The sequence below is a fragment of the Xanthomonas codiaei genome (assembly GCF_002939785.1).
Lineage (GTDB): Bacteria > Pseudomonadota > Gammaproteobacteria > Xanthomonadales > Xanthomonadaceae > Xanthomonas > Xanthomonas codiaei.
In genome coordinates this window covers 14,691-29,967 of the sequence record NZ_MDEC01000025.1, presented here as the reverse complement: position 1 = coordinate 29,967, position 15,277 = coordinate 14,691, and the positions used below count along the sequence as shown (strand labels likewise).

The window sequence follows — 15,277 nt, the reverse complement described above, 5'->3', positions numbered from 1 at the left end:
GGTCCAGGCGGCTTGTCACAATCGGGACAGCTTCCTGGTCGCCAGATCAGCGCACCGAAACACTGGAGAGACCCTTTCCCGCGTCCACCCGGCAGAACGGCCGGAAGTCGAGACCTGCATCGCGCTCTCGGTGCGACCTTGCGCAATCTGGCGTCTACGGAGCCGCATGTGCAGTTCATGTTGCACTGTGCGAACTTTGTCACGCCGCCGTCACAATCAGGCTTTAGCGTGTTAATCTGTTGTTAACCGTTGCGGCGGCAACCAGCCGCGCGGCGAGGGACCCCAGATCATCGGCAGCCCAACCCCGGGAACGGTTGGGCTGACTGCGCTTTTTGTCACTGCCCAACCTGTATCGAGGCCACCGAAATGACCCACCCACGTTGTCTCCGCATGTCCAAGCTCACGCTTGGCCTTGTCGCCGCGCTCGCCGCCGCTCCTGTGTTTGCGCAAAGCACCTCGGCTGGCGTTGCCGGCCTGGTGACCGGCAGTGGCGGCCAGCCCGTCCCGAACGCCGAAGTCACCATCACGCACGTGGAGTCCGGGACGGTCAGCCGCGCCACCACCGATGCCAGCGGACGCTATAACGCGCGCGGCCTGCGTGTGGGTGGCCCGTACACCATCACCATCACCAAGTCGGGCGAAGGCACCAAGACCGAAGAGGGCGTGTACCTGAACCTCAATCAGGTCAACAGCGTCGATGCTTCGCTGGGCGGTGATGTGACCACGCTGGGTGCGGTGCAGGCGATCGGTGGCGATTACGGCTCGGCGCTGTTCAGCGCCAACAAGATGGGCACCGGTACCAACGTGACCCGCGAGCAGATCGAATCGCTGCCCTCGATCAACCGCAACCTGCAGGACTATGTGCGCCTGGATCCGCGCGTGGCGCAGACCGACAAAGCACGTAACGAGATCTCGGTGGGCGGCCAGAATCCGCGCTTCAACCTGATCCGCGTGGACGGCATCAGCACCAACGACGCCTTCGGCCTGGAATCTAACGGCTTGCCGACCCCGCGTCAGCCGTTCTCGATGGACGTCATCGACGAAATCTCCGTCGACGTCGCCAATTACGACGTCACCATCACCGGCGCGACCGGCGGCGTGATCAACGCGGTCACCAAGTCCGGTACCAATGAATTCCACGGTTCGGTCTACGGCACCTACCGTGAGAACGACTGGTCGGGCAAGAATCAGAACGATATCCGTCCGCAGCTGTTCGATAACGAAACCACCTACGGTCTGACCCTGGGCGGCCCGGTCATCAAGGACAAGCTGTTCTTCTTCGCCAACTACGAGAAGTACAAGGGCAAGGGCGTGTTCACCGGCGCCTCCGGCTACGGCCCGATCGGGTCGGGCGCAAGCAACATCGTGCAGATCCAGCAGGCGGACGTCGATCGGATCATCGACATCTCGCGCAACATCTATGGGTTCGATCCGGGAACCCTGGCGCTGCCGGCACTGGATTCGGACTCCGAAGAAAAGGGCTTCAAGCTCGACTGGAATATCTCCGACAAGCACCGCGCCTCGCTGCGCTACGGCGAGAGCGAGCAGAGCACCGCCAACCTCAACGGCTTCGGCAATCAGGCGCTGTCGCTTAACTCCTTCCATTACGTGCGTGACTTCAGCCTCAAGACCTATACGGCGCAGCTGTTCAGCGACTGGACCGATACCTTCTCGACTGAAGCCAAGGTGTCGTATCGCGATTATTCGGCAGTGCGCACTGCCGCGTCTCAGCTGCCTGCGGTGGCCGTGCGTATTGGCAACAACACCGTCAATCTGGGCACCGAGCAGAGCACCCAGGCCAACGAGCTGCGCACCGAGACCTGGAATGCGTTCTTCGCAGGCACGCTGTTCTTGAACGACCATACCGTCAAGTTCGGCTTCGATTACGAAGACAACGACCTGTTCAACCTGTTCGGTCAGCGTGTCTTCGGTTCTTACACGTTTAACTCGATCGCCGACTATGCGGCCAATCGCCCGCTGAACTACCGCTACTCGCGTTCCAATAGCGGCAACATCGACGATATCGCCGCGGATTGGGGCATGCGCAATGTCGGCGTGTTCTTGCAGGATACCTGGGCGGTCAACAACAACCTGACGTTGACGTTCGGCGTGCGTTACGACGAGCCGATGGTCAAGAACAGCCCTGCCTACAACGCCACTGCATCGACGCTGTTCGGCTTCCGTAACGACCAGACCATCGACGGCAATGGCCTGTTCGAGCCGCGCTTCGGCTTCAACTACACCTTCAACAGCGATCGCCCCACCCAGCTGCGTGGCGGCGTGGGCCTGTTCCAGGGCGCCGCGGCAACCGTGTGGTTGTCCAACCCGTACTCCAACACCGGTCTGGCGTATACCGATTACAACTTCTCCAGTCAGACGCTGGTAAACACCAACGGCATTCGCTTCACGCCTGACATCAACAATCAGCCGATCGGTAATGGTTCGTTGAATGGCGCTACGCAGTCCGTCGATTTCGTCGACAGCAAGCTGGGTCAGCCGTCTGTATGGAAGGCCAACCTGGCATTCGATACCGAGCTGCCCTGGTACGGCATCGTGGCATCTGCCGAGGCGGTGGTGACCAAGGTCAACGAGGCGATCTACTACCAGCAGCTCAATCTGGGCAATACCAGCCGCGTGGGTCAGGATGGTCGTAATCTGTACTGGAATACTCCTGGCCTGAATCCGGCCTGCTGGCTGGTCGATGGTCGCAACCCGACCGGTGCAGGCGCTCCGGCGGCATGTGTGCGTGGCACCGCTTCGGTGGTCGATGCGCGCGGCTCGCGCGATCCGCGCTTCAACGATGCGATCATCGCGCGTCCGACCGACAAGGGCGGTAGCGAGAGCTTCACCATCGGCCTGAACAAGCCCTTCAATGGTGGTGACTGGTCGTGGGGCCTGTACTACACCTACACCGACGCCGATGAAGTCAGTGGTCTGACCAGTTCGACCTCCGGGTCGCAGCTGGGCAACAATGCGGTGTTCCAGGCTAACGAGAATGTCGCCTCGACCGCCGCGTACGAAGTCAAGAACAGCATCCTCGGTACCTTGAACTGGAAGCATGCGTTTTTCGGCGATTACGAGACCAAGGTCGGCCTGATCTACCAGGGTCGTAACGGTCGCCCGTACAGCTATGCGTTCGACAACGACGCCAATGGCGATGGTCGCTTGAACGACCTGCTGTACATCCCGGCCGGTCGCGGCGATGTGCTGTTCGGTACCGCGGCAGAAGAACAGGCGTTCTGGAACTACATCGAAGGCAACGAGTATCTGGCCGCCCGTCGTGGTCAGGTTGCCGAGCGTAATGGCGCACGCAACTCCTGGATCAACCAGTTCGATCTGCATATCGAGCAGGAAATTCCTGGCTTCTTCAAGGACAACAAGGCCTCCATCTGGCTGGACGTCATGAACGTCGGCAACCTGCTCAACAAGAAGTGGGGCCGTGTCGACGAATATGGCTTCCCAGGCATGCGCGGCATCGTTGAGTACGGCGGTGTCGACGCGGCCAGCGGCAAGTACGTGTACCGCTTCAATACACCGGACCAGTCCACGATCTACGACGATCGCGGCATCTCCCGCTGGGCGCTGCAGCTGGGTTTCCGCTACCAGTTCTGATCGCGGTTAGCGTGGCATGTGTTGCGGAAACGGCCGGGGCAACCCGGCCGTTTTCTTTTGGGCGCGTGAGTGCGCTAAAGTCCTGCGCAGACGACAGGAGCAAGCTATGGAACTCAGCAGTACGGCGGCACGGGCGCTGCCGGTAGTGGATGCGCGGATCTATCCGCGTGGTGGCCTGGACGTGCTGTCCAAGGCGGAAGTGGCCCGGCTGCGCGATGCCTCCAGTGGCGGCATGCACGAGTTGCTGCGCCGTTGCGCGCTGGCCGTGCTCACCAGCGGCAGCGCTTCGGACGACCCGCGTGCCGCACGCGATCTGTACCCGGATTTCGACATCCAGGTGAACCAGCAGGACCGCGGCATCCGCATCGATCTGATCAACGCCCCGGCGATGGCATTCGTCGATGGCGAGATCATTCGCGGCGTGGCCGAGCTGTTGTTCGCCGTGGTACGAGACCTGGCCTACATGGCCATCGAACTCGAAGCCCAGCGCGGCGACCTGGATACCAGCGAAGGCATCACCAACGCCGTCTTCGGCCAACTGCGCAATGCACGCATCCTGCAGCCGTCAGACCCGAACCTGGTCGTGTGCTGGGGCGGGCACTCGATCTCGCGCGATGAATATCTCTACACCAAGCAGGTGGGCTACGAGCTCGGCCTGCGTGGCCTGGACATCTGCACCGGCTGCGGCCCGGGCGCGATGAAGGGCCCGATGAAGGGCGCCACCATTGCGCACGCCAAGCAGCGCAAGCACCACACGCGCTACATCGGCGTGACCGAGCCCGGCATCATCGCAGCCGAGTCACCGAACCCGATCGTCAATCATCTGGTGATCATGCCGGACATCGAAAAGCGCCTGGAGGCATTCGTCCGCATCGGTCACGGCATCCTGGTGTTCCCGGGCGGCGTCGGTACGGCCGAAGAGATCCTGTACCTGCTCGGCATCCTGCTGCGCGAGGAGAACGCGAGCCTGCCGTTCCCGCTGATCCTGACCGGCCCGACCATCGCCGCGCCGTACTTCGAGCAGATCGATCGCTTCATCCGCCTGACCCTGGGCGATGCGGCCGCCTCCCGTTACGAGATCATCGTCGGCGACCCGGTCGCCGTGGCACGCCGCATGGCCGAAGGCATCCACGAGGTGCGCGCGCACCGCAAGGACCAGAAGGACTCCTATTACTTCAACTGGTCGGTGCACATCCCATTGGAGTACCAGCAGCCGTTCGTGCCCAGCCACGAAGCCATGGCCGCGCTGGACCTGCACCACGGCCGCCCCGCGCCCGCCCTGGCGGCCGACCTGCGCCGCGCCTTCTCCGGCATCGTCGCCGGCAACGTGAAGGAAGACGGCATGCGCCGCATCGAGGAGTTCGGCCCGTTCGAGATCCACGGCGACCCGGACATCATGCAGGCCCTGGACGAGCTGCTACGCGGCTTCGTCGAACAACGCCGGATGAAGATCTCGGGCGATTACCGGCCTTGTTATCGGGTTGTGACCTGAAGGCTGGCCGGTACCGCGACCCCTCTCTGCAAGGCGGGCGCAAACTCTTGCGCTGGGTGCGGGGCGCGGACGTTGCACCGCCTAGTTGGTACGTCGGCGCCCTCAGAACGACCGTTCATCCCCTTGACACTTGTTTCCGGGATGTCGGTCAATGCATGTTAAGCAGGTCACGCTGGGGAGCGTCCAATGTCTTATCGCCGATCTACCGGCTTCACACTTGTCGAATTGATGATTGCGATCGCCGTATTGGCGATTTTGCTTACCATCGCGTTTCCAAGCTTTCGTGGAGTGATTCGCTCCAATCGCGTCGCGAGCAGTGCCAATGAGACCATCGGGCTACTGTCTCTTGCCCGCAGCGAGGCGATACGCAATCGCCGAGGTGGGGGGGTTTGCGGCAGCGCGTCGGGAACGGCCTGCGACAATAACTGGGCGAGCGGGATGCTGGCTTGGGCGGATACCGATGGAGATGGCGCTTTCAAGAGTGGCGACACCGTCTTGCGTTTCGTTTCGATAGACCGGTCGCTGAGCAATTCCGGCCCGTCCGGCACTGCGATTGCGTTCGATGGGAGGGGGCGTAGGCTTGCTTCCACCAACCAGCAGATCACGCTGCAGCCAACCGCGTGTGATGGGCAGGCATTGCGCCGCACGCTGGTCGTCAACGGCGCCGGTCAGATCACCTCCCAGAAAGGCGCCTGCCAATGAGGCTTCCCCGATCCTTCGTATCGCGCTCCCGGTCCGCTGGCTTCAGCTTGCTTGAAGTGCTAATCGCCATCGTCGTTCTCGCGTTTGGTCTGCTTGGGTTTGCGCTATTGCAGACCGCTAATGTGCGGTTCGTGCAGAGCGCCAACTATCGTACTCAGGCTACCAATCTGGCTTATGACTTAATAGACCAGATGCGCAGCAATCGCTTCCAATCGGCCTGGTATACCGACGCTACCTTTGCCGCGAACACGGTCACCGTTGCCAGTTGCAGCCGACCGCTTGGAACTGATCTCACGATCGCAACCAACATCGCACGCTGGAAGTGTCAGGTGGTACAGGCGTTGGGAGAGGGCGCCAGTGCGACAGTGCTGAATACCAACGGCCAAGTCACCGTGGGCATCAGCTGGGGGGATCAGCGCTGGGATGCAAGCAACCCGAATGCGCTCACAACCTTCACCTTGGTGTCTCAGCTATGACCCCTCGCTCCCCGTCCAAGCCTGCAATTGCCGGTATCAGCTTGATCGAAATGATGATCGCCATGGTGATCGGCCTGGTGTTGATGCTGGGAGTGATTCAGGTCTTCTCGGCATCCCGTACCGCATCGATGCTTGCAGAAGGAAGTGCGCGTGCGCAGGAGAACGGGCGGTTTGCATTGGAGTTCCTGCAGCGCGACATCCGCATGGCAGGGCACTTCGGCTGCGTCAATGACCAGGCGCACTTCGTACGTGGTGAGGGGGATCCGGTGGTAACCACTGGGGCCGCTAGTGGCTCAGGCCATCCGCTGGATTTCAGTGTTAGCGTGCAGGGCTACGAAGCGCCCAATACCAAACCGACCGGTGTCCTGACGATCGGAGCCAACTGGGCGGTACCAACGAATCTGCCAGCATCGATTTCCAAGCTCAACCCGCGCGGAGGTAGCGACATCCTGGTGTTGCGCTACTTGGCGCCAGAGAGCGTGCCGATCACTGGGCTGACGTCGGGTAGTAACAGCGTGGTCAACTTCAATGCTACTAGTGGCCTACGCTTGACCGAGGGCGGCCAGGCCGCTCCCACTGTATTTGGAATCGCTGATTGCGCACATGCAACGGTGTTCAAGGGTGTCTACGCCAGTGGCAAAGTCACTGCCAACGGAACCAATTTGTCGAACTACTCCGCAAGGCCAACTGGCCAGGCCTTGATTTACCGAGCCGAATCACTCGTGTACTACGTGGGGACCTCGGCAACAACGGGCGAGCCGGCGCTTATGCGTGCGCGCTCGAACGGTCTTGACGATTACGGAACACCAGAGGAGCTGGTTGAAGGTATCGAAAATATGCAGTTGTTGTTTGGTCTCGATCAGACCGCCAATATGTCCACAACCTCTCCACCATTGGGCAACATCAACACCCAAGCCATCGCAAGCGATGTCTCCACCGGCGCAAATGTTGCTGCGGCTGGGCAATGGAGACGCGTGGGGCAGGTCCAGGTCGGCATTCTCGCCCGTAGTCCTTTACCTTCCACCGCTGAGAAGCCAACGACTGCGGTGCGCTATCCAAGCGCCTTAGGAGTGTCTTTTGCGTCACCTGCTCAAACAGACGGGCGGTACAGAATGACGTACGAGTCCACGATCGCCTTGCGCAATCGACTGTTCGGAAACTGACTCATGAATGCATACGCCCGCATGCGACCTCTGTCCGCTCGCCCTCGTGGCGCGGTGCTCTACGTTGCCCTGATCATGCTGATCCTGCTGGCCTTGATTGGCATTGCCGGGATGCAAGTGGCAGGGATGCAGGAAAAGATGGCATCCAATTACCTTGCGACCAACATCGCCTTCCAGAATGCCGAGGGAGTGACACGTCGGAGCGAGCGTGCCATTGAGGCCATTGCCAATCGTACGAGTGCGCCAACAGGCGCCCCTTTGGTCGATACCGATATCCAGCAGAACTGTGACGCTGCATTTGACCCAGTTGCATGGGGACGCAGCAAGGCAACGACTGTGAATGAGGCAGTCAATGTACGTCGCATCGACTCGTGCATCATCGGCGGAGGATCGCTTGCGATGGGTGACCCACTTGACCCCGTGACGCCGGTGTACCAAATCACCGCATTCTCCAACGATGCCGCGACGGATGCCTCGTCATCGGCATCGATCGACACCATCTTCAAGCTCTGAGGCTGCCGGCATGTCCCGTCGCATTTTCCGAACCGCTGTCGTTTCCGCGATCGTGCTTGCCGCAGCTGGCGGCTACTTCGTCTACAGCCTGATTGCTGCGCAAGGTCAAGGTACCCTGGCGCAGGCCCCGCTCAATAATGTGAACTCGATTCCTCCCGCTTTTATTATGGCTGTGGATGACTCGAATTCGATGACGTTTGAGCGAATCTTTAAAGGGGGGGACGGTCGTTTACGTTGGAATGGCACCAGTTTCTTCAGTGCGGCAGGAACTTTTTTTGATGCCAGTCAGGGGTGCGCAAATAACTCGGCGGATTGCTATCTCTACTTGTATCCGCACAGTGGCTACAACGCTGCTTATACTCCGGGAGATGCGATTCCTCCGCTTGACATCTTCGGGTTTGCGCGATCGCCAACCTACAATGCGAGCTATTATAATCCAGATGTTGTCTACAGTCCTTGGGCACTTCCCCCTAAATCAGGGGGCGGCCCAACTCTTTGGGCAAATGCCAATTTTAATGAGGCCCGGGTCGATCCCCGTGATTCCTCTATTTACGGCAGCGACTTTTTCACTGGTTACAACACTAAATACGACCTTGCATATCGTGAGGCTAATGACGAATTCTTTCAGTTCCTTACTGGGATGAGGATACCGGCAGGCACCCGTTACCGATCCTCTGCTCGATCGTGCAATACATTCAATAATCAAGGGTTTCCGAATAATAATGGGTTGCCAAGTAGTAACGGCAATTGGGCTACATTGGCTTCGACCGTCACTGTTGCAGCGAACTGTCAAGTGCAAATCGGCTATGTGCCTGCTACCTTCTACTTGCCCGAAGCTGCTCCAGCTCCCGCGAATTATCTTGCCAATGATACTAATCGGCCTGTAATTCAAAACGCCTGCGGTCCCGGTTGCAATATGAGGCGTTATCAAATTACTTTGCGTAATTATGACAACAATGTAAATGCTTATAACGCAGCAAGTACGAACTTTGCAAACTGGTTCCAATATCATCGTAATCGTATTCTTGCTGTCATTGGATCGGAGACGCGTGCTCTATCGACAGTCGAAAAAATGCGCGTGGGATATTTTACTATTAATAATCGCACCAATGTCACGATGTATGACGTGGGTGTCGATTCCGAAATGGCCTCGCTGTATGATAGCGTATATAAGCTGAAACCCTCTGGAGGAACGCCGAATCGTACGGCTGTGGATTACTTGGGTAGGCAGTTTTTACGCGTCGGGGATGGTGCTCCGGTATTGCGTGCATGTCAAAAAAACGGCGGCATGTTGTTTACCGACGGTTATACGAATAGTACAGATGCGGTTGCGGGGTATGATAATGCGGATTCGGTGGGTACCATAGATTTTCCTGCCGTGCCTTTTGCCGATGATTACTCAAACACTATAGCCGACATTGCGGCGTCATATTATTCGGGAGCGTCGACGCCGTTGGTATCCGGGCAGGGGTTTCAAGCGGGTTTGGTGCCAGTGGATGACAAGTGCGCAACACTCTCAAAAGAATCGCCAGACTGGAAGCGGCTGGACTGCCAGAAAGATTTGCATATGAATTTTTATGCAATCACGCTTGGCGCACAAGGGAATATTTATGAAGTCAATCAGTCCGCTACCGCCGACCCTTATACGAACGCGCCTGACTGGAATGCAAATGGTGATCCAAACGATGGTGACGACGGTAGGGTAATTGATGAGCTTTGGCATGCCACCGTAAATGGTCGAGGTCAATTCATCAATGCAAAAAGTCCGGCAGAAGTAACGGCCGCAATGCAGCGTGTTCTGTCCGCGGCTAGTTCGCCCAGCTCGCCTTCCGGAACATTGGCGCTGACGGGGGCACGAATCGGCACGGGTTCCTTGTCGGTCGCGCCTGAGTATCAGATAAGGAACAATGGAACCGATTGGTCAAGTAAACTTAAAGCAAGCCAGGCCTCGGTCGATCCCGCTACACGGGAAGCTCGCTTCACTCAGCTGTGGGAGGCTTCCGGGCAGATTCCTGCGCCGAATGCCCGCAATGTTTTTTTCAACGATGGCAGTAATGTACGAAAGTTCGAAGGAACGGCTATCAGTCTCGACGGTCTCTGCGGTCTCTCTCAGACGCTTTATCGCGGCCAAACGCTCTGTTCAGCACAGAACCTGACCGATCTCGGGGCGACCGCTGCGACGGCGGCTAGTTATCTATTAGGTGATCGGACTGGGGAAGTTCAGCAGAAAGGCAGGTTTCGTGATCGCAGCACCGTGCTCGGTGATATCATCAACTCTGCGCCGTTGATCAGTGCTCCTACCGATGATTATGGATACAGAGCTCTAAGTGGAACGTTGGGTACGACCTACACCGCTTACTTGGAAAGCAAACGTGCCAACCGGGGATACATGGTATATGCCGGTGCAAATGACGGAATGTTACATGCTTTCGATGGGGGGATTAATAGCGGTGGCACGGTGACAGGTACTGGCGGCCGCGAACGCTTTGCTTATATTCCCGCAACATCCTATGGGCATATGGGCAATTTATTGCTGCCGTACCAGGCAGTCAAGGGAACTATCCCCTCGTTCGATCATCGTTATTTCGTCGATGGTCCGTTGGCGGTGGGAGATGCCTACTACAGCAACAGTTGGAAAACGACACTGGTTGGCACGACAGGAGCCGGTGGTCGCGGTGCGTTCGCGCTGGATGTCACTAATCCGGGTGCGTTCGGTAGCGGGAGTCGACTTTGGGAAATCAATGATCTCAGCGGTGATGCCGCGGTGCGTTCCAATATCGGGCATGTGCTCGGCAAGCCGGTCATTGTCCCGGTACGTGCTGCAAATGGCTCGGTGAGCTGGAAAGCGATCTTCGGTAACGGCTATGACAGCGCCAGCGGCAAAGCTGTCTTGTTCGTAGTGGATATCGGAACGTCTTCGACTCCGGTCGTCCGTATGATCGAGGCGACGGAGCCGGGGAACGCGATCAGTGGCCGGAACGGGCTGGGCAATATCATTGTCCTGGATCGCGTGGACAATTTAACAGTCGACCCGTCCGGTGTGCCGGCTCGTACGCGGGATGGCTATGCAGACACGGTTTATGCCGCCGATCTTCGTGGTGCGATCTGGAAGTTCGATCTCACGTCGACGGCAGCTTTGGTGACCGTTCCGGCTTTCACTACGGGGACGTACACCGAAGGTGGGCGGACCTATCGGCAGCCTATTACAGGTGGACTACAGGCCGCTTCTGGCGAAAATGGCGGGGTCCTCGTGTTGTTTGGTACTGGTAGCTTTTCGTTCAACGACGACAGCCTGCCAAGTTCCGCGCAACACATACAAAGCCTGTACGGCTTTACGGATCAGGTGGATGGCGTGATCGCCACTACCCTAAGCAGGGCGAATCTGACCCCCTATTCGGTCACGACTGCTACGGGCGGCGCGACGCGCAGCTTGCAAGCAGGTACTGCTCCGACAACGGCGCTTGGGTGGTATGTGGATTTGCCCGCCGGCGAGCGATTCGTGGGTTATCCGGAGCTTGTCTCGGGAATTCTCTTCATGCCTACATATGCGCCGCTCGCTGCGAGTAGCGGCTGCGTCCCCGATGGCGTGAATTGGCTGTTCGGGCTGAATCCGCGCACGGGCATAGGTGCATTGTCTGGTGTTCGAATGGGCGGGGTCAGTGGTTCCACGCTTGCCAGCGGTTCTGCCGGTATCTCACTTAACACGGGCGGAAATGCACCGGTCAAGGATGTGGGGGTATCGGTCGTGCCCAGGCTTGAACCCAAGGTCAATCCAAAGGATGGCTCAGCTGCCCCAGCTGTTCCGGCTGGTTCAGGTTGCTGGATGGTCGTCAACGTGGCAGGCGCCACGCCCATGTATGTTCCTTATCCTTGCGGCCGCCAATCCTGGCGCCAGATTCAGTGACGGAGGTCGTCAATGTCGCTACGCTTGTCTCGCGCGCTTTCTCGTCGGCTACCACGGCGAGCCGGAGTCAATGGCTTCACCCTGATCGAGTTGATGGTGGTCGTCGCTATCGTGGGAATTCTGGCTGCAGTTGCTTATCCGTCCTATGCTGAGCATGTTCGCAAGTCGCGGCGAGCACAGGTGAAGGCAGATCTAGTCGAGTATGCTCAGATGGCCGAGCGCTCCCACACGACGAACAATACTTATGCAAGTTTTCGTTTTGGGAACGGTTCAACAACTATCCAGTCGCCGCGTGAGGGTGGTACTGCGCAATACACCATAACGTTCGTCGGTAATCAGTCCACCTTCACGATCACCGCAGTGCCGCAGGGCAACCAAACCAAAGATACGTGCGGCACGATCTCGTTGAACCAGGCCGGGGTGAAGACGCCGAGTGCGTCGACCAGTCCGGGGTGCTGGTAGTCGAATTTTGGGGTTGCACTATCGCAATCCTGCGTCTAGAATACGCCTCCCCGCCCGAATAGCTCAGCCGGTTAGAGCACTTGACTGTTAATCAGGGGGTCGTTGGTTCGAGTCCAACTTCGGGCGCCAAGATGTTGAAAAAGCCGCGACGTGTCGCGGCTTTTTCGTTTTGTGCGTCAGCGTGGTCGGCAGCTGGAGGGCGTGGTGTAGCGGACTGTCCGCGTGCGTCCCGTGTTGTTCACGATGACGTCGGCCAAGCGCCGGGCGTTGCTGCAGAGGCTGATGGTGATGTTGGTACCACTGTTTAGGCCGCTGGGCAGGAACCGCACGACAGGTCTGCCAAGCGTAGCCGTGGCTTCGATATCATTGGTCAGCGGGTAGTGTTCGACCCTGAGGACCGAGGACGCATCCACTGGCTGCGCGTTGCGGTCCGGGTCCTTGAACACGATCCAGCCGTGGCTCCAGTCGCCATCCGTTCGGCAACTCGCGCCATCGGCCGATGGGCACACGCTCACGGGCATGCGCTGCGCGACGGCCATACTTCGTGCCATCGCCAGACAGGTCGTCAACAGATGCACGCGCGTTGTCGCCCGATGCCACCCCAGAACGCCCTGGAAGCTCGGTAAGCCGATGGCTGAGGTGATGGCGATGACTGCCATCACGACCAACAACTGCACTGCGGTGTACCCTTTCGCGCTCGAACGAGACACTGCTCCCATCACGCTTCTCCTTGAGGTCGAGCGAGCAGTCTTCGTGTTGGCCGCATGCCAGGAAACGCTTACTTCACTCAAGTGAACGTCAGACTTTTACCGGCATCTACCTACGAGATTTCGTACCGTCCTCCCCCCGAGATCCGCTCCATGACCGACCGCTTTGAACTCGTCTCCCCGTACTCTCCAGCCGGCGACCAGCCCGCTGCCATCGAGAAGCTGGTGGCCAACTTCGAGGCTGGCCTGGCCAAGCAGACCCTGTTGGGGGTGACCGGCTCGGGCAAGACCTACACCATCGCCAATGTCGTGCAGCAGGTGCAAAAACCCACTTTGGTGATGGCGCCCAACAAGACGCTGGCGGCGCAGTTGTACGGCGAATTCAAGTCGTTTTTTCCGAACAATGCGGTCGAGTACTTCGTCAGCTACTATGACTACTACCAGCCCGAGGCTTACGTGCCGTCGTCGGACACCTTCATCGAGAAGGACAGTTCGATCAACGAGCATATCGAGCAGATGCGGCTGTCGGCGACGAAGACCTTGCTGTCGCGGCGCGACTCGCTGGTGGTTGCAACGGTGTCGGCGATCTATGGCCTGGGCGCGCCGGAAGATTACCTGTCGCTGCGTCTGATCCTGTCGATCGGCGAGCATATCGATCAGCGCCAGTTGATCCGGCATCTCACCGACCTGCAGTACACGCGCAACGAATTCGAGCTCACCCGCGGTGCGTTTCGCGTGCGCGGGGAGGTGGTGGACGTGTTTCCGGCCGAGTCCGATACCGAGGCCTTGCGGATCGAGTTGTTCGATGGGGATGTCGAGCAACTGACCTTGTTCGATCCGCTGACAGGCGAAACCCTGCGCAAGCTGCAGCGCTACACCGTGTATCCGAAGACGCACTACGCCACTACGCGCGAGCGCACGCTCAGTGCCGTCGATACCATCAAGGAAGAGCTGAAGGAGCGGCTGGAGCAGTTGTATTCGCAGAACAAGCTGGTGGAAGCGCAGCGCCTGGCACAGCGCACCCAGTTCGATCTGGAGATGATGGCCGAGGTGGGCTTCTGCAACGGCATCGAGAACTACTCGCGACATCTCACCGGCAAGGCGCCAGGCGAGCCGCCGCCGACCCTGTTCGACTACCTGCCGCCGGACGCATTGCTGGTCATCGACGAATCCCACGTGACCATTCCGCAGATCGGCGCGATGTACAAGGGCGACCGCTCGCGCAAGGAGACGCTGGTGGAATTCGGCTTCCGGCTGCCGTCGGCGCTGGACAATCGGCCGCTGCGCTTCGAGGAATGGGAAGCGCGTTCGCCGCGCAGTGTCTACGTGTCGGCCACGCCGGGCCCTTACGAGATGCGCGAGTCGGCGGGCGAGGTGACCGAACTGGTGGTGCGCCCGACTGGCCTGATCGATCCTGTGGTCGAGATCAGGCCGGTCGGCACTCAGGTCGACGACCTGATGTCCGAGGTGCACGAGCGCATCAAGCTCGGCGACCGGGTGCTGGTCACCACGCTGACCAAGCGCATGGCCGAAAATCTCACCGAATACCTGGGCGAGCACGGCATCCGCGTACGCTACCTGCACTCGGACATCGACACCGTGGAGCGCGTGGAGATCATCCGCGACCTGCGCCTGGGCAAGTTCGACGTGCTGGTCGGCATCAACCTGTTGCGCGAAGGCCTGGACATGCCGGAGGTGTCGCTGGTGGCGATCCTGGATGCGGACAAGGAGGGCTTCCTGCGCTCGACCGGCTCGTTGATCCAGACCATCGGTCGCGCCGCACGCAATCTGCGCGGCAAGGCGATCCTGTATGCCGACAAGATCACGCGCTCGATGCAGGCCGCGATCGACGAGACCGACCGCCGTCGCGAGAAGCAGGTCGAGTACAACCTCGAGCACGGCATCACACCCAAATCCGTGGCGCGCCCGATCGAAGACATCATGGAAGGCGCGCGCGAGGATGCGGCCGAGAAGAAGGCGGGCAAGGGCCGTTCGAAGTCGCGCCAGATTGCAGAAGAGACTCCCGACTATCGCGCAATGAAGCCCGCGGAGATCGCCGGCAAGCTCAAGAGCCTGGAACAAAAAATGTACCAGCACGCCAAGGACCTGGAATTCGAGGCCGCAGCGCAGATCCGCGACCAGATCCAGAAGTTGAAGGCCGCCAGCCTGGGATAGGGCGGGTCGCTCGCCCTGCAGGTGCAGTGGGGCTTGTGGTCGGTAAAACCCTGCGCTAGAATGCGCGCCCT

10 protein-coding genes and 1 tRNA gene are annotated in these 15,277 nt (G+C 59.3%); 10 read left to right on the top strand and 1 reads right to left on the bottom strand.

Translation table 11 applies throughout. The features are described 5' to 3' along the window. Window positions 1–366: 366 nt before the first annotated feature. From XcodCFBP4690_RS16415 to XcodCFBP4690_RS16375, 9 genes are all read left to right on the top strand, one after another. Window positions 367–3,612, top strand: coding sequence for a TonB-dependent receptor (locus tag XcodCFBP4690_RS16415; RefSeq protein WP_104542536.1), 3,246 nt, complete (start codon window positions 367–369; stop codon window positions 3,610–3,612). Between the two features lie 106 nt (window positions 3,613–3,718). Continuing rightward, on the top strand, window positions 3,719–5,104 hold the full coding sequence (gene ppnN, locus XcodCFBP4690_RS16410; protein ID WP_104542534.1) for a nucleotide 5'-monophosphate nucleosidase PpnN: 1,386 nt from the start codon (window positions 3,719–3,721) through the stop codon (window positions 5,102–5,104). A gap of 186 nt (window positions 5,105–5,290) precedes the next feature. Beyond that, entirely contained in the window at window positions 5,291–5,806 is a 516-nt protein-coding gene (locus XcodCFBP4690_RS16405; protein ID WP_104542532.1) for a GspH/FimT family pseudopilin, read from the top strand. After that, window positions 5,803–6,282, top strand: a complete 480-nt coding sequence (gene pilV / locus XcodCFBP4690_RS16400; RefSeq protein WP_104542530.1) for a type IV pilus modification protein PilV — start codon at window positions 5,803–5,805, stop codon at window positions 6,280–6,282. The genes XcodCFBP4690_RS16405 and pilV overlap by 4 nt, the downstream gene beginning before the upstream one ends. After that, window positions 6,279–7,445: a PilW family protein gene (locus tag XcodCFBP4690_RS16395; protein ID WP_104542528.1), complete on the top strand. Its 1,167-nt coding sequence runs from the start codon at window positions 6,279–6,281 to the stop codon at window positions 7,443–7,445. Before pilV ends, XcodCFBP4690_RS16395 begins: the two co-directional genes overlap by 4 nt. Before the next feature lie 3 nt (window positions 7,446–7,448). Further along, on the top strand, window positions 7,449–7,958 hold the full coding sequence (locus XcodCFBP4690_RS16390) for a pilus assembly PilX family protein (RefSeq protein WP_104542526.1): 510 nt from the start codon (window positions 7,449–7,451) through the stop codon (window positions 7,956–7,958). Window positions 7,959–7,968: 10 nt separating this feature from the next. Beyond that, window positions 7,969–11,862, top strand: a complete 3,894-nt coding sequence (locus XcodCFBP4690_RS16385; protein WP_244183684.1) for a pilus assembly protein — start codon at window positions 7,969–7,971, stop codon at window positions 11,860–11,862. 12 nt (window positions 11,863–11,874) lie between these two features. Next, complete coding sequence (locus XcodCFBP4690_RS16380) at window positions 11,875–12,324, top strand: type IV pilin protein (protein WP_104542522.1); 450 nt, start codon at window positions 11,875–11,877, stop codon at window positions 12,322–12,324. A 52-nt stretch (window positions 12,325–12,376) separates the two neighbouring features. After that, a tRNA-Asn gene (locus tag XcodCFBP4690_RS16375) sits at window positions 12,377–12,453 on the top strand. 47 nt (window positions 12,454–12,500) lie between these two features. Here the strand turns inward: XcodCFBP4690_RS16375 and XcodCFBP4690_RS16370 are convergent. Further along, the gene (locus XcodCFBP4690_RS16370) at window positions 12,501–13,001 is read right to left on the bottom strand and encodes a GspH/FimT family pseudopilin (RefSeq protein ID WP_244183683.1); all 501 of its coding nucleotides are present in this window, start codon (window positions 12,999–13,001) and stop codon (window positions 12,501–12,503) included. A 183-nt stretch (window positions 13,002–13,184) separates the two neighbouring features. Between XcodCFBP4690_RS16370 and uvrB the strand changes: the two genes are divergently transcribed. Beyond that, window positions 13,185–15,206: an excinuclease ABC subunit UvrB gene (gene uvrB, locus XcodCFBP4690_RS16365; RefSeq protein WP_104542518.1), complete on the top strand. Its 2,022-nt coding sequence runs from the start codon at window positions 13,185–13,187 to the stop codon at window positions 15,204–15,206. Window positions 15,207–15,277 lie beyond the last annotated feature (71 nt).

Coding starts and splice junctions, on each gene's coding strand:
- XcodCFBP4690_RS16415 (WP_104542536.1), top strand. CDS start 367: ATGACCCACCCACGTTGTCTCCGCATGTCCAAGCTCACGCTTGGCCTT.
- ppnN (WP_104542534.1), top strand. CDS start 3,719: ATGGAACTCAGCAGTACGGCGGCACGGGCGCTGCCGGTAGTGGATGCG.
- XcodCFBP4690_RS16405 (WP_104542532.1), top strand. CDS start 5,291: ATGTCTTATCGCCGATCTACCGGCTTCACACTTGTCGAATTGATGATT.
- pilV (WP_104542530.1), top strand. CDS start 5,803: ATGAGGCTTCCCCGATCCTTCGTATCGCGCTCCCGGTCCGCTGGCTTC.
- XcodCFBP4690_RS16395 (WP_104542528.1), top strand. CDS start 6,279: ATGACCCCTCGCTCCCCGTCCAAGCCTGCAATTGCCGGTATCAGCTTG.
- XcodCFBP4690_RS16390 (WP_104542526.1), top strand. CDS start 7,449: ATGAATGCATACGCCCGCATGCGACCTCTGTCCGCTCGCCCTCGTGGC.
- XcodCFBP4690_RS16385 (WP_244183684.1), top strand. CDS start 7,969: ATGTCCCGTCGCATTTTCCGAACCGCTGTCGTTTCCGCGATCGTGCTT.
- XcodCFBP4690_RS16380 (WP_104542522.1), top strand. CDS start 11,875: ATGTCGCTACGCTTGTCTCGCGCGCTTTCTCGTCGGCTACCACGGCGA.
- uvrB (WP_104542518.1), top strand. CDS start 13,185: ATGACCGACCGCTTTGAACTCGTCTCCCCGTACTCTCCAGCCGGCGAC.